This is a genomic window from Paenibacillus sp. Paensp38, assembly GCF_059491915.1.
Genome location: NZ_CP168516.1, coordinates 2,300,204 through 2,323,290 on the forward strand (window position 1 = coordinate 2,300,204; position 23,087 = coordinate 2,323,290).

The window sequence follows — 23,087 nt, forward strand, 5'->3', positions numbered from 1 at the left end:
AAAGCGCGTTCTGGCGTGGTACGCGGCTCTGCATAATCAGCTCCAGTTTGCAGGCTGCCTTCCGGTGCCGGCAGGGCCTTGCGGTCAATTTTGCCGTTGGGACTCAGCGGCATTTGCTCCAGCTGTACAAAGTACGATGGCACCATATAGCTTGGCAGCTCCCGGCCCAGCTCACTTCTCAGCTCACTGGCTCCTAGCTCTTGCCCCGCAACATAGTAGGCCACCATTTGTTTTTGTCCCGTTTCATCCGCACGAGCCATGACGACGGCTTCGCGTACCGATTCTACTTGGAGCAGCTGCGATTCGACCTCGCCCAGCTCAATCCGGTAGCCCCGGATTTTGACTTGATGGTCGATCCGGCCCAGATATTCAATGTTGCCGTCCGGCATCCATCTCGCCAAATCGCCGGTGCGATACATCCGTTCATACCCGGCTTCCCCTCCGGCAAACGGGTCTTTCACAAATTTCTCGGCCGTCAGCTCTGGACGGTTCAGATAACCTCGGGCTACGCCGACACCGCCGATACACAGCTCACCCGCAACCCCAATCGGCTGCATTTGTTCCGTGCCTTCCTTCACAATGTATAGACGAATATTCTGAATCGGTTTCCCGATGGGAATCACCGCATATTCCTCATCCGGCTCGCAATCGAAGTACGATACGTCCACCGTCGCTTCGGTTGGTCCATACAGGTTGATCAGCTTCGCTCCGGTCAGGCTCGACACGAGTCGTTGGAACCGGGCCACATGCTGTGGCGGTAAAGCTTCACCACTGACAAAGACATGGCGCAGCGTGCCCAGCTTCGCTTGCATCACTTCCCGAGGCTGCTGCTCCACGTACTCCAGAAACGCATGCAGCATAGCGGGTACAAAGTGCATCGTGGTTACGCCATCGCGGGCAATCGTGTCCACGATCTCTTCCGGGTTCTTTTCCCCGCCCACGGACAACAGGCTTACCTTCGAGCCGACCATTGACCACCAGAACAGCTCCCACACCGACACGTCGAACGTGAAGGCGGTCTTTTGCAGGATCGTATCCTCCGCACTCAAGCCGTAACGATCATGCATCCACAAAATCCGGTTCAGCACGGAATGATGCTCCACCATCACGCCCTTCGGTTTTCCTGTGGAGCCGGAGGTATAGATGACATAGGCTACATGATGCGGCCCGGCCAGTGGCTCCAAATTCGAACCGTCTTTGTGGTAAATGTCTTGGCCATCCTGCTCCTGACGATCCAGCACCAGCACCTGGCCGTCGAAACTCAGTGAGGCTTGCTCCGCCAGATGCGATTGCGTCAGCACCAGCTTCGCGCCCGAGTCCTCCAGCATAAAGCGGATGCGGTCGGCCGGATATTCCGGATCGATTGGCACATAGGCTCCGCCTGCCTTGAGGATCGCGTAGATGCCTACGATCATCTCCAGCGAACGGCGGACCAGAATACCGACTGGTTGATCCGGTTCAACACCTTCCGCACGCAGCGTCCGAGCCAAACGGTTCGCTCGCTCATTCAACTCCGCGTAGGTCAACGATTCCGATCCGCACAACACTGCCACCTGATCCGGCGTGTTCGTGGCCTGCTGCTCGAACAGTGCACTTAGCGTCTGATCCTGTGGATAGGCTACCGCCGTATCCCCCCAAACCTGAACGATCTGTGCCTGTTCTTCTGGTGTTACCAATTCCAGCTCATTCACACGGATATTCGGATTGTCCACAATTTGCCTGATGACATGGTCGATATGGCCCTGGATACGCTCCATAGCAGACCGGTTATACACCAGAGCATTGTATTCAAGCAGGATAGAGATATCCTCGTCAGGCACGACAATCAGGTTAAAATCGTAGTTGGTTTGCTCGGCAAGTGCCACATTGGCAATCGAGAAGCCTGTTTGTGCCTTTGTCTCGCCGGAACCGCCCATCTGCTTCATCTGCTGCCCAATCGGGTAGTTTTCAAAGACCATGATGTGATGAATCAGGTCTTGTTTTTGTTCAGTCCGTGCCTGAATATCGTAGAGCGGAAACGTATCATAGACACTGGAGGCCAAAGCCTGTTCCTGTGTGCGCTGCAATACTTCAGCAAATGTAGCATTCCGTTCACTTTGAATCCGAACCGGTATGGTATTGATAAACAATCCAATCATGTTCTCCACACCTGGAATGTCTGCCGGACGACCGGATACCACACCACCAAACACAACATCCTGATTGTTATTGTATTGCTGTAAAATAACGCCCCACACGCTTTGCAGCAAGGTGTTAATCGTGACATGTTGTTGCTTGGCTATTTGCTTTAATGCGGCACTTCGTTCTTTGCCCAACATAAATGGCAGTTTTTCCAAAACATAGCCGGAATTTGAACTTTGACCGCTTCTGTTTGTGTCGTCATCTCGTTCTGCCACAGAAACATGCGTATTCTCACCAGGCAACAAGGTTTGCTGCTCAAAACCCGCCAAATAGTCACTCCAATAACGGGTCGCTTCCTGTGCATCTTGATGTTCCAACCATTCGATATAGTCACTATACGGCTTGACAGGTGCGAGCTCTGGCTGCTTATTCTCCAGCAAGGCAGCATAGGCACCAAACACTTCGTCCGTCATCAGGGACAGGCACCAGCCGTCCATCACAATATGATGGAAGCTCCATACAAAACGGTATGAGCGATCACCCGTGCGGAAGACAGCTACTCGCATAAGCGCATCCTTGCTTAAATCAAAGCCTCGAGCTTTGTCCTGGGCCACAAATTCAGCTACAGCCTGTTCACACCCTCTGACATCCTCATAAAAGAAGCTCGGATTTTTATGACGATAAACAATCTGCAACGGTTGACCATGCCAGCCACTATAGAAATTCGTCCGTAATATCGCATGTCGACTAACCAGCAGCTTCAAGCTTTCCTCGAATATAGATGGCGCAAAGTTGCCCTCCAGATCAAAGGTCGCCTGCTCAAAATACACGCCTGTTTCTGCATTCATCAAACTGTGGAACAGCATACCCTTTTGCATGGGGGTTAACGGATATACATTTTCCAATTCCCCAACCGTCTGGGTCTGCTCCTTAATCGTATCTAATTGCTCCAGGGTCAGACCTTTGAACAGTACATCACTTGGAGTTAATTCGATCCGATCTCGTGTGACACAATGCTCGATAATCTCAAGCAGATTGGATTTCAACAGATTAGCCAGCATTTGGACGGTGTCCTTACGGAAGGCTTTGCTGTTATACCGAATGTCCAGTTCCAGGATGCCGTTCGTTACGATCCCGCTCACATCGAGCGCATATTTCATCTTCGTCCGGTCACTAACGACCGATCCCATCGAGTAAGGAGACATACGAATATCGCTGTTTTGCAAGTCCTGATCCAGCTGTCCGAGATAGTTAAAGCTCACTTGTGGCTCGGCAAAAGCTTGATGTTGACCAAGATGCAGTGCATCTGCTTGCTGAGCCATGGCTTGGCCGGATTCACTCAAATATCTCCAGATTCCGTAGCCCATTCCTTGATTCGGAATATGACGCAGACTTTCTTTTACCTGTTTGATGCATCCCGACAAAGCCTGATCACGACCGATGTCTAGCCATACCGGATATGGTCTCGTAAACCAGCCTACCGTACGAGAAATGTCCGTATCCGGCAAAATGTTCTCACGTCCGTGTCCCTCTAAATGAATCAGACTGCGTTCATGACCCGTCCACGTATACAGCGTCATGCCCAAAGCCGTCAGAAGCAGATCGTTCATTTCCGTGTTATACGCACGGTGTGCTTGCTTCAATAATCTTTCTGTCTCTTCTTCCGTAAGCTGGAAGGCCACTGTATCCGTGTCAGCTAAGGTAAATGTTTCGGCCTGCGCTTGATCCTCAGGCAAACGTACTTGGTCAGCCAAAGCAGCTGCGTTCCATTGTTCCCAGTAGGCGTGTTCACTGTCCATGGCTGCGCTATTCGCATACTCGGAAAGTTTTTGTGACCAGGAACGGAATGAATCCGTTTTGTCCGGCAGCTGAAGCACTTTCTGATGAACGGCCTGTTCATAGGCAGTAGCCAAATCCTCAAACAAGATACGCCAGGATACCCCGTCCACGACCAAATGGTGAATCGCCATCAGGAGATGATCGCCATCTACACAGTGGAACAAACCTGCTTTAAACAGCGGCCCTTCATGCAGTTGGATACTCCTTTGAATTTCACTGGCTTTCGCCTCAATGGCTGCGCTGAGCGTGGCTTTATCCGTCAAGTTCGTAAAGTCCACCACATCCAGATGATACAGCTCACCTTCCTGTATTCCGCGATTCCATGCTTGATAGCCTTGTTCTGTCTTGCTGAACACCATCCGCAAAGCATCATGATGCTTTGTCAGCTTGCCAAGCGCCTGACGCAGAGCCGACTCGTCAAACCCCTGCTCCCGGTGCAGCATAACCGCCTGATTAAAATGATACGCATCCACTTGCTCCTGCGCAAAGAACTCGTGCTGGATCGGAAGCAACGCCGTTTCTCCGCTTACTTCTCCCTGATCTGCCATACGACTGACCTCATGCATATGCGATGCCAGGGTTGCGACGATGGGATAGCGGAACAAATCCTTCATGTCCAGCTTGTAGCCGGCCTGGAATGCACGCGATACGATTTGAATCGCCTTGATCGAATCGCCACCCAGATCAAAGAAATTGTCCAACATACCGACGGTTGGCACACCCAGGACGGACTGCCAGACCGCTACAAGCGCTCGTTCCGGTGCAGTGCGCGGCTCTACATAATCCGCACCGCTGTGCAGATTGCCTTCCGGTGCTGGCAGGGACTTGCGGTCGATTTTACCGTTCGGTGTCAGCGGCATCTGCTCCAACCAGATGAAATACGACGGCATCATATAGCTTGGCAGTTCTTGTCCCAGCTCATGTCTCAGCTCACCGGCTCCCAGTTCTTGACTCGCCACATAGTACGCCACGAGCTGTGTTTGACCCGTTTCGTCCGTGCGTGCCATGATGACCGCTTCTTGCACCGACTCCACCTGCAACAGCTGCGATTCGATCTCGCCCAGTTCGATTCGGTAGCCCCGAATTTTCACCTGATGGTCCATCCGCCCCAAATATTCAATGTTGCCGTCCGGCGTCCATCTCGCCAAATCGCCTGTATGGTACATCCGCTCATGGCCTGCCTTACCCCCAGCAAACGGATTAATCACAAATTTCTCGGCCGTCAGTTCTTCACGTTTCCAATACCCACGGGCCAATCCTTCCCCGGCAATACATAACTCGCCCGGCACACCGACGGGCTGCAATTCTCCACTCGCATTCATGATATAGATTTGGGTATTCGCGATAGGACGTCCGATATTAATCTCTTGAGCATGGGTCAGTTCCTGCACGGCCGACCACACCGTCGTTTCTGTAGGTCCGTACATGTTATAAATACGGGGACCGTTTATTGCTTGCAGTGCCGCGAGCAGCTTGGACGGAAGGGCTTCGCCCCCGACCATAATTGCCTTCACGCTTTGCAGCGCGCGCGAGCCTGCTTCATGACCCAACAGCATTTGTAACCGGGATGGGGTCATTTGCAACATCTCAATATGATGATGAGCAATCAATTCACCCAGCGCCTGAGGATTCACCTGATGCTGGCTGTCGCCAAGCACAACCGTCATTCCACCCAACAGGGGGAGAATGGTTTCCAATACGAAAATATCGAATGAAATGGTCGTGAGTGACAACATGGTTTGGCTCGCTTCAAAATCAATGACTTCGCGCATCCCAGTAATAAAGTTGAGGACCGAGCGATGCTGGAGCATAACTCCTTTCGGATTTCCAGTCGAACCCGACGTATAGATGACATAAGCCAAATGCTCTGGGCGGGCAATCGTCTCCAGGTTGCTGCTCTCTCCCTGATACAATGCGGCATCCTCAAGAAACAGGGTATTGGCATGGCAATGGTGTTCTTCTGCCAGATCACGACGGGTTAGAAGCACTGCAGCCTCGCTGTCTTCCAGCATGTATGCAATACGAGAGGATGGAAATTCGGGATCAATCGGCACATAAGCACCGCCTGCTTTTAGCACAGCCAGCAGACCTACGATCATTTCCACGGAACGCTGCACCATCAGACCGACCAGCTTGTCTGTTCCTACTCCCTGTGCTCGAAGCATTCGTGCCAATGAATTGGCACGTTCATTCAGCTCCCGATACGTCAGACGCTGATGTCCAAACACCAATGCTACCTGATCCGGCGTACACTCCACCTGCTCCTCGAACAGCTGATGGATCGTCTGATGGGACGGAAATGCACAAGCGGTATCATTAAAGGCCGCTGTAATCTGTTGTTTTTCTGCTGCTGTGAGTAGTTCCAGCTCTTCCACCCGAACATGCGGGTTGAGCGAAATTTGCTCCAGCAAACGTGCAAAATGTCCATACAAACGCTCAATGCCTGCTTGATCAAAGCTGAGCGTGTTATACATAAAACGAATCTTGATGCCTTCACCCGGCATCACGACGACGTTCAGATCATAGTTGGTTGCCTCTGTAGACACCACGTTCGAAATCGTAAATTTATCCTGCCCATCGCTGCCTAACTTTTCTACCTGCTGCTCCACCGGATAATTTTCAAAAATCATAATATGATTGATTAAATCCTGCTTCTGTTCGGTCAGTGCTTGAATTTCATACAGCGGGAACGCATCGTAAGCATTGGAAGCCAGCGCCTGCCGCTGTGTTCGTTTCATCAGCTCGACAAAGGTTTCACCTGGTTCAGACTGCACGCGCACTGGAATCGTGTTAATAAATAGCCCGATCATGTGTTCCACGCCTGGAATATCCCCCGGGCGACCGGATACAACGCTGCCGAACACGACATCCGTACTGTTGTTATATTTTTGCAACAGAACGCCCCATACGGTTTGAATTAGCGTATTGATCGTGACCTGATTTTGTTTTGCCATCCGTTCGATCTGCGCAACCAACTCTGGCTGGAATTCGCAATCCAGATCTTCAGCGACATATTCCCCGGTGTGCATCGATTTCGGCTGTGCTTTTTGCTGTGGAAGCGTAATTTGCTGCTCATAGTCCGCCAGATACCCACGCCAGTATTGCAAGGCTGCCTCACGGTCTTGACGTTCCAGCCATTCAATAAATCGACTGAACGGCGTGACAGGCTCCAGTGCTGGCTCATGACCCGCGCGCAGTGCCAGATAGCTGCCAAATACCTCCTGTGTCATAAAGGACAAACACCAGCCATCCATCAAAATGTGATGGAAGCTCCAAATAAAGTGATACGTTTCATCCCCGGTTTGTAGGATCGAGATACGAATGAGCGCGTCCTCCGCCAGGCGGAATCCTTTGGCTTTATCTGCAAGGGTAAAAGCTTCCACACGCGCTTTACGTTCTTCTTTTTTCAGTCCGCGCAGGTCTTCATAGTACAACTCTCCGCTGCGGTTGCGGAAAACGACCTGTACAGGCTCATCCTTCCATGAACTGATAAAGTTCGTCCGCAATGCCTCATGACGCTGTACGAGCAGATCCAAGCTCTTGCCGAAAGTAACCACATCAAAACGCCCGTTCAATTCAAAGGTGGCCTGCTCAAAATACGCCGCCGAATTCTCATCCATCAGGCTGAAGAAGAGCATGCCCTTTTGCATCGGTGTCAAAGCATACACATTTTCCAGTTCACCCATATCTCGCGTATCCTTCACCAATTGCTCCAGCTCGTCCAGCGTTACATGGTTTAACAGCACATCACTTGGGGTCAAAACCGTTCTCTCTTGGGCGACACAATGATGAATGACTTCACGCAAGCTGGATGCCAGCAGCTCTCCAAGCCGTGCAATCGTCTCATGGCGGAATTGCGTTGTACCGTAGCGAATCGTGAAAATCAGTTCTCCATCCTCGATGACTCCATTGATATCCAGTGCAAAATCCATAGCCGCATTCGTGCTGACAGGCACACCGATGGAATAGGAGGAAGGCTCCAGATCATTGCCTTTATAATCCTGATCGAATTGGCCCAAATAGTTAAAACTGATCTCAGGCTGAGCCTTTAACTGCACGCCTGCTTTCTCCAGAACATTCGTATCCGACAGGTATCGTAAAATACCATAGCCGATGCCTTTCTGCGGAATATGACGCAGCCCTTCCTTGACCCGTTTGACCAGACGAGCCGTATTCCCCCCTTGTCCCAGACTTCCATCCAGTACAACCGGGAACTGGCTCGTAAACCAACCGACTGTCCGCGTAATATCCACATCCGGTACAATAGCTTCCCGTCCATGGCCCTCCAGGTTGACCAGCACCCGTTCAGAACCAGACCAGTCATATACGGCTTTTCCGAGCGCAGCCAGCAGCAGGTCATTCATTTCCGTGTTGTATGCGCGATGAGCTTGTTTGAGCAACTGCTCGGTTTCCTGCTTCGTCCAGCGGACCGTCACAACCTCACTGTCTCCAAGCAATGCATTGTCATTCGCAAAATCCTTTGGCAAAGGCTTCGCCAGACTCGCTTCTGCTTGTTCGATATGCTGCCAGTAGGCTAGCTCACGCTCCATCGTCGCCCGATTCGCATAGGCTGACAGTTGTTTGGCCCATACCTGGAACGAATCTGTTTTATGCGGCAGTCGAATAGCTGTGCCTGTTTTACCTGCAACAGCCTGCTCATAACCGGATGCCAAGTCCTCCAGCAAAATACGCCACGATACGCCGTCCACAACCAAATGATGAATGACCATTAATAAATGGTCGCCCTCAGCGCAGTGGAACAGACCGAGCTTCACAAGCGGACCCTCGCTCAAATGAATGCCTGCTTGAACTTCACTCGCCTTGGCTTCGACAGCGGCAGATTCGTTCTCCATTCCTCTAAAATCTACGATGTCCAGTGTGTATAGCTCGCCTTCCTCTACACTGCGGTTCCAAGCGGCATAGCCCTGCTCCCTCTCACGGAATACCGTGCGCAATGCGTCATGATGCTGGACAATACGGTCCATTGTACGGCGTAGCGCGTCGACGTCAAAGCGCCCAGCTCGGTACAGCATCATCGCCTGATTGCTGTGGTGCAGATCAGCAGGCTGCTGCTCGAAGAACCATCGCTGAATGGGTGTCAGATCTACCTTGCCTACTGCTTCTTCCTGACTGGCCATCTTGCCATCTGTACGAAGCAACGGACTGAGTGCCGCTACTGTCGGATTGCTGAACAGGTCTTTCATCTCCAGTCGATAGCCTGCTTGCAGCAAGCGGGACGATACTTGCAGTGCTTTGATCGAATCGCCACCCAGTTCAAAGAAGTTATCCTGCGTGCCTACCGTTTCGACACCAAGCACTCCCGCCCACACTGAAGCTAATACCTGTTCTACCGCAGTACGTGGAGCCACATAGGCTGCGCCGGTATGGATGCTTCCTTCGGGCTCCGGCAAGGCCTTACGGTCGATTTTTCCATTGTGGGTCAGTGGCAAGGTCTCCAGACGCATCAAACGTGCAGGTACCATATGTGCTGGCAGTCCTGCTTCTAGCTCGGCCTGTACTTCCTCGATCCGCAGCTCGGTTTCTCCTGTGATGTATCCGCACAAGTACTTGTGTCCACGCTCATCCGTCCGGTCGATGACTACCGCTTGACGCACACCCGGCACCCGCTGGATTGCCGTTTCAATCTCGCCCAGCTCAATCCGGTAGCCCCGGATTTTGACCTGATAGTCCATCCGGCCGATAAAGTCCACATTGCCGTCTGGCATCCACCGCGCCAGGTCACCTGTGCGATACAATCGTTCACCGGCTACATACGGATTCGCTACGAACTTCTCGGCCGTCAGGTCTGCACGGTTCAGGTAGCCTCGTGCCACGCCAGCACCGCCAATGCACAGCTCGCCCAGTACGCCGATCGGCACCGGATTCAGCTGGCTGTCCACGATGTAGAAGCGTGCGTTCAGCCATGCCTGACCAATCGGCACACTGCCGCTACTTGGCAGCTTTGACAGTTCTTCGTCGTAGAAGCTGGAGTCAATCGCCGCTTCCGTGACGCCATAGCTGTTCATAATGCGAATATCTGCGCCAAACCGTTCTTGCAGCACCCGATAATCCGTCACGCTGCAGCTATCCGAGCTGGTGATCAGCAGTTCCAGACTGCTCATGTCAAGGCCCTGTTCATGCACATGCTGCATAAACGGTACGATTAAAGCCGGTGTGGATTCGAACACCGTAATCTGATAATCGTGAATCCAGCCATACAGACGGCTTGGATCAATGCGGTCGTCTTTCGGGCAGATGACCATCGTGCCACCGTTATAGAGCGCCCGCGCGATATCGCCGACGAACACGTCGAAGGAGAAGCTTGCCAGTTGCAGCAGCCGTACCGGGAACTGGTTCAAACGGTAATCCCGTCGGTATGCCACAGCTGTGTTTACCAAACTGTGATGCTCGATCATGACACCCTTCGGACGTCCCGTTGTACCGGACGTGTAGATCACATATGCCAGATCCTGCGGCTCGTTGATATGTTCCACATCCGTGGCATCTCCGGTGTACAACGACTCATCGTCCAGCGCCAATACAGTACGCAGACGCAGCCCTGTTGCCGGTTCGGATGCTTCTTCGTTGTCAGAACTCGAATCTAATTTAAAACTTACGCCTTCACTCAGGCTGCCTCTTTCCATCGTTTCAGCGCCAGCCGCTATTTCCAACTCGCCCTCAGACTGCCCTCCGACCAAGGCCTGTCGGCTTTCCTCCAGCCATGCCTGCGCGCGCTCCTGCAAACCTGTTTGCGTTAGCAGCACTGTCGCACCGCTGTCCTCGAGCATAAAGCGGATCCGTTCGGACGGATAATCTGCATCTAACGGTACATATGCACCTCCGGCTTTCCACACCGCCAATACGCCGACCATCATGTCCACCGAGCGCTCGCTCAAAATACCAACAATGGATTCGCGCCCAATGCCCTCAATCCGCAATCGGCGGGCAAGCTGGTTCGCACGCTCGTTCAGCTCGCGATACGTAAGCTGCCGCTCCTCGTATACCACTGCCACGTGATCCGGCACAAGCTGCGCTTGTTCTTCCACATAGGCATGGAACAACAATTCAGATTCTTTTTCGTCACTCCATGCAGATACGCCTACTGATCCAAAACCATCGATGATTTTTGCTTTTTCCGCAGCAGTCACCAGCTCCAACTCATCTACCAGCGCATCTGGTCTGTTAATCGCTTCTTCAATCATATGCAGCAAATGCTCGCGGATTTGCTCGACAGCTGCACGTTCAAACACCAGCGCGTTGAATTCCAAATGAATGTCTATTTCATCGCCTGGCACAACCGTAATGTTAAAATCATAATTCGTTTGCTCTGACATTGAAGCATTAACAATCGTAAAACCGTTCGTGTCACGGCTCCCCATGTGCTCCATACGCTGTTCCACCGGGTAGTTTTCAAACACCATAATATGGTTCACCAGGTCCTGTTTCTGCTCAGTCAGGGCCTGAATTTCATACAACGGATAGGTTTCATAGGCACGGGAAGCCAGTGCCTGCTCCTGTATCTGCTTCATTAACGCAGCAAACGTAATATCTTTCTCACTGTGAATCCGTACAGGAACCGTATTAATGAACAAACCAATCATTTTATCGATGCCCGGAATATCCGCTGATCTGCCGGATACGACACTGCCAAATACAACATCCCGACTGTTGTTATACCGTTGCAGCACAACGCCCCACGCCGCTTGTAGCAGTGTATTAACCGTTACCTGCTGCTGCTTGACCAGCTTGTTCATCTGCTTGGTCACTTCGTGGCCCAGTGTAAACGAAAGCTTATCCCCTTCATATCCCTTGGCGTGACCGTCCAGTTGCTTCGCCTGAGGCAGCACTGTTTGCTGCTCAAAGCCAGCAAAATAATCACTCCAGAACCGTTCAGCCTCCACGTTGTCCTGCCGATCCAGCCATTCAATGTATTCGCTGTATGGTGTTACCGGAGCGAGCTCCGGCTTGCGGTCTTCGAGGATGGCAAAGTACGTATTAAATGCTTCCCCTACAACAAGGAACAAGCACCAACCGTCCATCAAAATATGATGGAAGCTCCACACAAAACGATACGACTCCTCGCCTGTACGTAAAATAGACACCCGCATCAGCTCGCCTGAGCTGAAATGAAAGCCTTCGGCTTTGTCGCGCTCAGCAAAATCAGCAATATATGCGTCCTGCTCACCTTGTTCCATCGAACGTACATCTTCAAAACGGAACCCGGCGTGCTTGTGACGGTACACCACCTGTAAAGGCTGCTCATTCCATCCGCTATAAAAATTCGTTCTGAATATTTGATGGCGATCCACCAGCTGATTTAGGCTTTCGGCAAAAGCCTCCACTTGAAAGCTGCCTTGCAGATCAAATGTCGCCTGCTCAAAGTACGCCCCAGATTGCGGCTCCATTAAGCCGTGGAACAGAATGCCTTTTTGCATGGGTGTGAGCGAATAAATGTTTTCCAGTTCTCCCGCATTAGCCGTCTGCTCTACAATATGATCCAGCTCTCCAGCCGTCAGTCCTTGGAAGGACAAGTCGCTTGGCGTCAGCTCTGGCAACTCTTTATCCACACAGTGAGCCAATACCTCACGTAAGCCCTCCTGCAACAGATCAGCCAGCTTTTTGATTGATTTTTTCATAAACATTTTGTTGCTGTAGCTGATCGTCAGTTCCAGTGCACCGTCCGTGATCATGCCGTTGATATCCAGAGCATACCGCTTGGTCAACGTGTCACTCATGGAAGCTCCGATGGAATAAAGAGACATGCGAAAGGCATTATTCTTTAAATCCTGATCGAATTGTCCGAGATAGTTAAAGCTGATTTCTGGCTCGGCAACAAAAGCTGCTTCTCCTTCACCGCTAGCAAGATATCTCAAAATCCCGTATCCAATCCCTTTATGCGGCAAACGGCGCAGCCCTTCTTTGACGTTCTTGACACGCCGTCCTACATTCCGGTCCTCGCCCATATCAAGTACAACCGGGAATTGGCTGGTAAACCAACCGACCGTGCGCGTAATATCCATATCCGGCAAAATCGCTTCCCGTCCGTGACCCTCCAGATTTACAAGCACCTGACGGATGCCTGCCCACTCATAAATCGCAGTGCCCAGAGCTGTCAGCAGCAGGTCGTTTGCTTCTGTATTGTAGGCCCGATGAGCTTGTTTCAAGAATTGTTCCGTTTCTTCGACCGTCCACGCTACGGTCAGTGTTCGATCATCCTGATGCTGTCGCTTGGCCTGAGATTTATGAGTGTAATCCATAGGCAAGGATGCCAGACTCTTCCCTGCTTCCTCCACCTGCCCCCAATACGCACGTTCCTTCTCCAACGCGGCGCTGTTCGCATAAGCGGACAGCTGATCTGCCCACAGGCGGAAAGAATCCGTCTTATTCGGCAAGCGGACAGACTCGCCCCGTAAAGCCTGCTCATAGCCGGATGCCAGATCCTCCAGCAAAATACGCCATGATACGCTGTCGACCACCAAATGGTGGATCGCCACCAGCAAATGGTCTCCATCGTTGCAACGGAACAGACCCAGCTTTACCAGCGGTCCTTCGGATAGATTCATTTTGTTTTGAATTTCAGTTGCTTTCGCCTCAATCGTCGCGCTCAGAATGGCTTCATCCGTCAAAGCCCTAAAGTCTAGCACGTCCAGAAGATACAGCTCGCCTTCCTGTATTCCGCGGTTCCACGCTTGGTAGCCTTGCTCGGTCTTCCTGAATACCATCCGTAGTGCATCGTGATGCTCGGTCAACTGGATTAGCGCCTGATGCAAAGCAGCTTCGTCAAAGCCCTGCTCCCGGTGCAGCATAACCGCCTGATTAAAGTGATGCGCGTCTACATGCTCCTGTTCAAAGAACCAATGATGGATCGGAAGCAATGCCGTTTCCCCGCTCACTTCTCCCTGATCTGCCATACGACTTACCATAAACGGTGCCAATGCTGCGATGGTTGGACAGCGAAGCAGATCCTTCATATCCAGCTTGTAGCCTGCCTGGAACGCACGGGATACGATTTGAATCGCCTTGATGGAATCGCCGCCCAGATCAAAGAAATTGTCCAAAATACCTACAGTTGGTACGCCCAAGGCAGACTGCCAGATCGCCACGAGTACCCGTTCCGGCGCGGTATGGGGCGCTTCATATTCCGCTCCGCTTTGCTGACTGCCTTCCGGTGCTGGCAGGGACTTGCGGTCGATTTTACCGTTCGGTGTCAACGGCATCTGCTCTAACTGAATGAAATACGACGGCACCATATAGCTTGGTAGCTCCCGCCCCAGCTCACTTCTCAGTTCACTGGCTTCCATTTCTTGACTGGCCACATAGTACGCCACCATTTGTTTTTGACCCGTTGTTTCGTCCGCACGGGCCACGACAGCCGCTTCTCGTACCGACTCCACCTGCAATAGCTGCGATTCGATCTCGCCCAGTTCGATCCGGTAGCCACGGATTTTAACCTGGTGATCCATTCGTCCCAAATATTCAATATTGCCATCCAGTGTCCATCTCGCCAAATCGCCTGTACGGTACATCCGTTCATAGCCCTCTTTGCCTCCGGCAAACGGATTTTCCACAAATTTCTCTGCCGTCAGATCTTCGAGATTCCAATACCCACGGGCCAATCCTTCCCCCGCAATACATAACTCGCCCGGCATACCGACTGGCTGCAATTCCCCGCTCGCATTCATGATATAGATTTGGGTATTCGCGATCGGACGTCCTATATTAATTTCTTGAGCATGAGTCAGTTCCTGTACGGTCGACCAAACCGTCGTTTCTGTAGGTCCGTACATGTTATAAATACGGGGACCATTTATTTCTTGCAGTGCTGCGAGCAGCTTGGACGGAAGGGCTTCACCTCCCACCATGATTTCCTTCACGCCTCGCAGCGCGTGGGAACCAGCTTCATGATCCAGCAGCATCTGTAGCCGGGATGGTGTCATTTGCAACATGTCTATAGAATGATGAGCAATCAACTCACCCAGCGCCTGAGGGTCCACCTGATGCTGATGGTCGCCAAGCACAACCGTCATTCCGGCCAACAGTGGCAAGATGGTTTCCAAGACGAAAATATCGAATGAAATGGTCGTGAGTGACAAAATGGTTTTGCCAGCTTCAAAGTCAATGATTTCATGCATCCCGGTAATAAAGTTCAGTACCGAACGATGCTGGAGCATAACTCCTTTTGGATTTCCGGTCGATCCAGAGGTATAGATGACGTAAGCCAAATGCTCTGGGCGAGCAATCGTCTCCAGGTTGTTGCTTTCTCCCTGATACAATGCTGCATCCTCAAGAAATATTGCATTGGCATTGCAATGATGCTCTTCCAACAGATCACGACTGGTCAGAAGCACTGCAGCCTTGCTGTCTTCCAGCATGTATTGAATACGAGATGACGGAAATTCAGGATCGATCGGCACATAAGCACCGCCTGCTTTTAGAACAGCCAGCAGGCCTACGATCATTTCCACGGAGCGCTGCATCATCAGGCCGACCAGCTTGTCAGGTCCTACTCCCTGTGCTTGAAGCATTCGTGCCAATGAGTTCGACCGTTCATTCAGTTCCCGATAAGTCAGACTCTGACTTCCAAACATAACCGCTGTCTGATCTGGTGTGCATTCTGCCTGTTTCTCGAATAACTCATGAATCCCCACATCGTCTGGAAAGGGAACTGTGGTCGCATTAAATACATTCATAATTTGTGCCCGCTCTTTGTCACTCATCAGTGACAACTCCTGAATCCGCTGCTGTGGCCCTTTCACCATATGCTCAACCACACTCAAGAATTGACGAATAATTCGGGCGATTTCCTGCTCGCTGAACAGCTCGGTCCGATAATCCAGTTGCAATACAAGTTTATCGTCATCCAGCATATCAATCATGGCAATATCAAAGTCACTCACTGTATCTCCGCAGAAATCGGTATGCACCTGCTGAACAGCTTCATCAAAACGAGAGAAGCTCAGCGTACGGTACTGAATGGTAACGCCAAACAGGCGGCCAATATCCGTGCCGCTTTGTTGTTCACGCAAATCCTGTATGATTTTGTTATACGGATAACGCTGATGCCGCAAAATGGACGACTGCTCCTTGCCAACACCCTGTAGGAAAGTAAGCAGCTCGGATTCCGGCTCAACTTGCAAACGTGTAGCCACAGTGCTGACGAACATGCCCATTGTATTTTTTTCCTTCTTCAACGTACGGTTAGCATACAATGTACCAACCGTTAAATCTTGTTCACCTGTCGTTTTATGTAAATAAATATACAGAGCAGCCAGGAAAAATGTAAAAATACTGATGTTATGCGCCTCGCAAAAAGCCGTGACACCACGATATAATTCGTGCTCCAGTGTATAGGTCTCCCGGCGTGCAGCCGTGCTTACTGTGAGCGGATTGTACGATTTTAAACCTGTAACCTCCGGCAAATTGGCAAATTTCTCCGTCCAGTACATCTTATCCTTTTGATAGCGGTCCGATTGCTCATAGCTTTGCTCCGTCTGAATAAAATCGAGATATGAGTTCGCTGGGGCCGGCGCATCTGAACCTGTACCATGCACAATATTCATATAATTCCCCGTAATTTCATTAATGGCCTGCTCCATGGTAACGCCATCCGAAATAATATGATGCATCTTGAAACTAAACCAGGTGTCTTCTGCCCCCAGCTGCAAAATAGTAAACCGATACAGCTGCGAATCCAGTAAGGGGAACGGCTGTGCGTTGTGATGGCTGACCCATAGCTCAGCTTCCTCCGGGGTAACCTGAAGCGTTTCTATGCTTTGAGCAGCAAACGGTTCCACATATTGATAGGGGATGCCATCCCGAGCCGTGATTTTGATACGAAAAGAATCGTTTTGTGCAATCACCCGGTTCATTGCCTGCTGCAATGCATTTATTCGAACCGTTCCCTTGATTTTAACAGTGGTAATAATCGTGGACGTGTTGCGATTGGGATACACAAGCTCCGTGTACCAAATACGTTGCTGTGGTTGGCTTAATGCAAACAGTTGAACATTGTGCTGAGTCATACGTATCTCTCCTCGCGAAATAGATAGGGGTAAAGTAACTCCTCATAAATGACCGCCCTTGTCAAGGAACTAGTCATGCGTGTCTTTTCTCCGGCATTAAATTGCCAATGGTAGTCGGCAAAAGCGATCACTCCTGATATACCATTGAGATATGGGTGCCTTCAAAGAGCTGAATTTGAATCGAAACAAGCGCATCTTCTTTTTCATCGCTCACACTTTCGCAGTGCAAGCTTTTTTAGTTGTGCGGACATAGCAAATAACTCTGACTCTGGATGTATGAAAATGTGCATGGAATGAGAATATTTTTGAATTATGCTGAGAGTACATCTTGGTGGTGGGTTGTAGAATGGTTGCCACAATATTAACAACGTAGTGTATCATGATGTGTGCTGTCGAATCTTGGCTGGAGGGTATCGATGCTGTGAGATACATGAGCTGCTGCAGCGTGGTTAGGAGCGTGATTCACGACTGCGCTTATGACTTCCTGATTTTGTACATGGATGAAAAATGATGGTCATCGGACGGGCCAACGGGGTTCCCAGGCTGCTAAGGATACGTTTCACATACCTTAAAAATAATGAAGTTGTCTTTTGCAATACGGGAGATGTGGGACGGATTTACTGGATATGATGCTATGGACAGGGAATCTTACAGTTTGGCCTATACAACTGCCATGCTGTTTCAATTACAATCAGTGCCCCCATACATTGTCTAAAAAAGAGAACAGCTTATGTACTTATGAAGCCATTTCGGGAAGCAGTGAGGGCATGTTGTCCTGCTTGATGTCCATGGAGCTTCTGTTGAACAACTTCTATGTTCTGCAAGCCATTAAGCAAAGTCCTCATATCGGGCGAAAATAACTGGATCTTCTCAGTCAGATAGATCACGATTTTTAAAAACTAAGACATGATCGGAGTCGCCATATAAATTTCTCAAATCCTCTTATTGCCCAAAATTTCACAATAAATCCTTATATCCCTTTTTTCCTCCCAATACTTTCTAGCTATTTTAAATATACAAACTTTAAAACCGATTAGCATGGGACAAAAGTTCCAAATTGATAGATTTCATGAAATCCATAAATAACCCATATTATTCTATTATTTTTATATCTTCAAATACAAGAATTTCACTTTTTTATTAAATTGAATACCGATCATGACCCGTTAACGTGATTTAAGACAAAATTTTTGATTTTATAAATTGATAAAATCAAAATGACGTAGACTTGCAAAAAAGTCCAAAACCCTTGTATCAAAACAAATTTTACGTTACACATCATTAACACAAATGTAACAAATCAATTCTGACATCATCCGACAAATTTCAACTTTTTCAGCAATATTCTTTAATCACCTATATAATGGAATTTATTCACATCAAGCTGAAGTGATTCAAAATTAATAACTCTTCATTTTTTAAATATATAGTGACTTTTCATAGCTCTTTTGAACTAATTCACATGCAAAATTTTCTTTAATTTTCTTCTGAAATTTCATTTCAGATTAAATTTTTCTCTAATTTTAGCTAGAAACTTTGCTTTTTATTTAATAGAAACGTTTTGATCTTCCTTTAAAAGTATAAATTTTTAGAAAAATCATAACTATGGAACTATTTTTTTCGCAAAATTCAATGAACCGAAAACATAAAAATAGCAAGCCTCCATGTTGCAAGAGACTTGCTATTTTTATGTTTTGGCGACTTGACCCTTAAGAATGAAGTGAATACTGCCACAGCGAACGTACCAGAAACATTTGTTGTGTGATGTATACTGTGTACGAATCGAATCGTTTTTGTTGCCGAGCTCATCACAACCGATTGAGCTTCTGCCCTGTGATCAGACATGGAACAAATCCTTTGCAACCACTCACCAGATATCCAGACAAGCAATCGTATATCACGTCTTTTAGATGACAAGGGATTCCCGCGGCTGTCCACATTAACCGATTCAAACTGGTGCGAGAACTGAACCGGATAATCAGAGCTTGGCTTCTACGCCTACTTTGCTGCAATAAGAATCTTTCTTCACCCATCCACTACATCTGCTTGTAAATCTGTTGCAATTTCAATCATCTTAGGCACGACAGCCTCATTGGAAATAGCCACGTACACATCCCCCATGTAATGACGAAAAGGTATTTCTACGTCAGCATACTTCCACATGAAAAAATCTCCCTCGATCGACATGGTGCTCTCAGCACCTTGTATGATAAGCTCCCGTGAATACGAAAAGTCTGGCTGGGATGCAAAGTAATCTTTGCACTCCTCCAGGGAAATGGATTGCTCCACAGGATTTTCCTGCATGGAACGGGTGATTCGAAAACGCTGGTTCATTGATCTGCCTCCACAATTATGATTAAGAAATTCTGACTCTTATACCTTATAATGTCCACATGATGATGTTAATTAAGTTGGAACTATATGGATATTCATTATACTTTCAAGCAGTTACTTTTTAGGACGCATGTTCAAACTGACTGTTGTATAGATCGGCATAGAAGCCGCCTTTTGCTAGCAATTCCTCATGGTTACCCATTTCGATAATGTCACCGTCCTTCATGACCAGAATCAGATCCGCATTCTTGATCGTCGAAAGTCGGTGAGCAATCACAAAGGAGGTTTTCCCCACAGTCAGCTGGTCCATCGCTTGTTGAATCAGCAATTCCGTACGCGTATCGACCGAGCTTGTGGCCTCATCCAGAATGAGCATAGGTGAATCTTCAATCATCGCCCTTGCAATGGTAATCAATTGCTTTTGACCCGCAGAGAGATTGGCTTTGTCATCCAGAACTGTATCATATCCCTGCGGCAGTGTTTTAATGAAACTGTGCAGTCCCACCGCTCTACATGCAGCTTCTACCTGCTCATCAGTAACATGATCTTTGGAAAAGACGATATTGTCACGAATCGTTCCTTCGAACAGCCAGGTATCCTGAAGCACCATACAGAATAATTCATGAATATTCTCACGCGTTAATTGGCTGATCGGAGTTCCGTCAATGTAGATTTCTCCATCGTTCAGCTCATAAAACCGCATGAGTAAATTCACGAGCGTGGTCTTACCAGCGCCTGTCGGACCGACAATGGCGACTTTCTGACCAGCTTTAGCTTTCATAGAGAAGTCTTTGATAATCATATGGTCTTCGTTATAACCGAAACGAACATGTTTGAATTCAACATCCCCTTTGGCGTTATCCAGCTTCATAGTCTTGTCACTTTCATCCGCCAATTCTTCTTCACCCAAAAATTCGAATACACGTTCACTGGCAGCGGCCGCCGATTGCAGATTGGTTGCAGCCTGTGCCAGCTGTGACAAGGGCTGTGTAAACAGACGAATATACACCATGAAGGCGACAATAGTTCCGATGGTTATAGTCTGTTGGTTGACCAGCAAAGCTCCCACAACACAGACCGCGACATAACCAAAATTTCCAATGAACATCATGACTGGCATCATCAGACCAGACATGAACTGGGACTTCCATGCATTTGTATATAAGCGGGTGTTAATGCCATGAAACACTTCCTTGGCTGCTTGTTCCCCGTTATAGACCTTGACTACGTTATGACCAGCATAGGTTTCTTCGATATGACCGTTGATCTGGCCAAGCTCCGCTTGCTGTGCTACAAAATATTTCTGTGAATGCTTCATAATCACGCTCATCAGGCTAAAGCCGATCAGCGTAGCTACAATTCCGGTAACGGTCATGATCCAGTTCGTATAAAGCATCATAATCAAGGCTCCCACGAAAGTGGCCAGCGCACTAACAAGCGTGCCGAGACTGTTGTTTAGCGTTTGTCCGATGGTATCGACATCGTTGGTTACGCGGCTAAGCACATTACCATAACTCGTAGAGTCAAAATACTTCAAAGGCATATGATCGATTTTTCGAGACAGCTCTGTTCGCATCTTCTTTGTAAGACGCTGTGAGACGGTTGCTGTAATGAAGCCCTGAAAATAGTTAAAAATAAGACCAAATCCATATAAAAGCGCTAATACAAAAACAATCTTCTGAACAGCACTTACATCAATCCCGGTTACGATTCCTTCCTGAATCAGGTTGGCAATATCACTGAGCTTATCTGGGCCAATCACGTTGAGGGTAGAGCCGACCAGGGCCAGTACCATAGCGAGTATAATCATAGGCACATAGGCCTTGCTGTAGGATGCAAGCTGGCTGATGGTCTTTTTAAAATTATTTGCTTTTTCACCACCACCCCTGCCCCCCGCGGGACCTTTGCCCATGGGACCTGGACCTGGCTGATTCATTTTCATTTGCTGGCTGTCGACGGTGTGTTCATTCTTATCCATGTATGAGTTCCTCCTTCGAAAGCTGCGAATATGCGATCTCCTGATAGGTGCTGCAGTTCGTCATCAGCTCTTCATGCGTGCCACTCCCTACAATCTCCCCCTGGTCCAGCACGATAATTCGGTCAGCGTCTTTGATAGTGCCTATGCGCTGACCAACAATAAGTGTCGTAGCGTGGCCGGTTTCTTTTTTGAGAGCGGAGCGCAGAATCCGATCTGTTCTGTAATCTAGTGCCGAGAAGGAATCATCGAAAATATAAATTTCCGGCTGTCGGTAGATGGCACGCGCAATCGACAGCCGTTGCTTTTGACCACCGGACACGTTCGCTCCACCTTGCGAAATTCTACCCTGATACTGACCATCCATTTTTTCAACAAACTCCGTTCCTTGAGCAATACCAACGGCTTCTTTGACGAGTTTCTCTGAAGCTCCTGCTCTTCCGTTAACACCATACGAAACGTTGGATACCACCGTACCGTTGAACAGTACAGCTCTCTGGGGAACATATCCGATTTTGTTATGGAGTGCCTGCTGATTATAGTTCCTGACATTCACACCGTCCACGAGTACCTCTCCCTCGGTCACATCATAGAAGCGGGGAATTAGATTGATCACGCTGGTTTTGCCGCTGCCTGTAGCGCCAATAAAGGCAACCGTCTCGCCTCGTTTCGCCGTAAAGCTAATATTGCGAAGCACGGCCTCCTCCGCGTCCGGATATTTGAAGCTGACATTACGGAATTCCACTTGCCCCATAACGCTTTCTTCTCCAGTCGTCTCATGCCCGTTAACGATACTGGATTCGGTATTCAAAACCTCCATGATCCGTTTGGCAGAAATCGAAGCTCGAGGCATCAGGAAGAAAATCATACTTACCATCATAAAGGCCATGACCACCTGCACCGCATAAGAGGAGAATACGACCATATTAGAGAATAGCGTAATGCGGTCCGGCACGGCCGCTCCGTTAATCAGGTAAGTGCCAACCCAATAGATCGAGACACTCAGACCCGACATAATAAAGGTCATACCCGGGCCAACCATTGCCATTAACCGGTTCGCAAACAGGTTTGTATTCGTCAATTCGGCATTAGCCTGCCCGAACTTCTCCTCCTGATACTGATCTGCATTATAAGCGCGCACCACCCGAAGCCCGGTCAGATGCTCACGTGTTACTCTGTTCAGATTATCGGTGAGACGTTGGATTTTTTGGAAACTCGGAAGAGCGAAAATAACAATGACACTCAGCATCAGGATCAGGACAGCCACAGCCACTCCTGTAGAGGCGGTCCACTGCCAGTTTTTATCCGCAATTTTTGCAATGGCCCACACGGCCAGAATCGGCGCCTTGATGATCACCTGCAGCCCCAGCGCAACCACCGTTTGAATTTGGGTAACATCGTTCGTGGAGCGGGTGATAAGGCTGGCTGTTGAAAAGTTGTTCATCTCTTCCATGGAAAAAGATAAGGCCTTGTCAAAGACCATCGCACGCAGACGCATGGCCAGCCCTGCCGCGACCTTTGCCGCAAAATAGCCGACAATAATAGATGCAATCATACTGCCGACGGCACAAAACAACATGTAACTGCCGGGAATCAGCAGTTCGGACATAGGTGTTCCTTCTGTTTGCAGCTTGGTCGTAATTTCCGCCATATAATCAGGTAGCTTCAGATCAAGCCATACCTGCACAACGATGAAAGCCAGGCTGCAAAGCACGAGCATCCATTCATTTTTTTTGAGATATTTGAATATCTTTAGCATTCCGTTGCTCTCCTTTTATCTGATAGTCTTTGATGTC

At 49.2% G+C, this 23,087-nt stretch carries 4 protein-coding genes (1 of these 4 cut by a window edge); all 4 read right to left on the bottom strand.

Translation table 11 applies throughout. The features are described 5' to 3' along the window. Window positions 1-16,982, bottom strand: the beginning of a protein-coding gene (locus ACEN8J_RS10215; protein WP_495594463.1) for a non-ribosomal peptide synthase/polyketide synthase. The gene continues 25,204 nt to the left of window position 1, outside the view; only the first 16,982 of its 42,186 coding nucleotides appear in the window; the start codon lies at window positions 16,980-16,982; its stop codon lies beyond the left edge, outside the window. A 2,025-nt stretch (window positions 16,983-19,007) separates the two neighbouring features. Beyond that, window positions 19,008-19,316: a hypothetical protein gene (locus tag ACEN8J_RS10220; RefSeq protein ID WP_039275163.1), complete on the bottom strand. Its 309-nt coding sequence runs from the start codon at window positions 19,314-19,316 to the stop codon at window positions 19,008-19,010. Window positions 19,317-19,437: 121 nt separating this feature from the next. Then, window positions 19,438-21,294 (bottom strand): ABC transporter ATP-binding protein, encoded by a 1,857-nt coding sequence (locus ACEN8J_RS10225; protein ID WP_495594464.1) that lies wholly within the window; start codon window positions 21,292-21,294, stop codon window positions 19,438-19,440. Continuing rightward, window positions 21,287-23,050, bottom strand: coding sequence for an ABC transporter ATP-binding protein (locus ACEN8J_RS10230; RefSeq protein WP_039275165.1), 1,764 nt, complete (start codon window positions 23,048-23,050; stop codon window positions 21,287-21,289). The genes ACEN8J_RS10225 and ACEN8J_RS10230 overlap by 8 nt, the downstream gene beginning before the upstream one ends. Window positions 23,051-23,087 lie beyond the last annotated feature (37 nt).

Excerpts from the sequence above, each read along its gene's own strand:
- ACEN8J_RS10225 (WP_495594464.1), bottom strand. The coding sequence starts at position 21,294 with ATGGATAAGAATGAACACACCGTCGACAGCCAGCAAATGAAAATGAAT.
- ACEN8J_RS10230 (WP_039275165.1), bottom strand. The coding sequence starts at position 23,050 with ATGCTAAAGATATTCAAATATCTCAAAAAAAATGAATGGATGCTCGTG.
- ACEN8J_RS10220 (WP_039275163.1), bottom strand. The coding sequence starts at position 19,316 with ATGAACCAGCGTTTTCGAATCACCCGTTCCATGCAGGAAAATCCTGTG.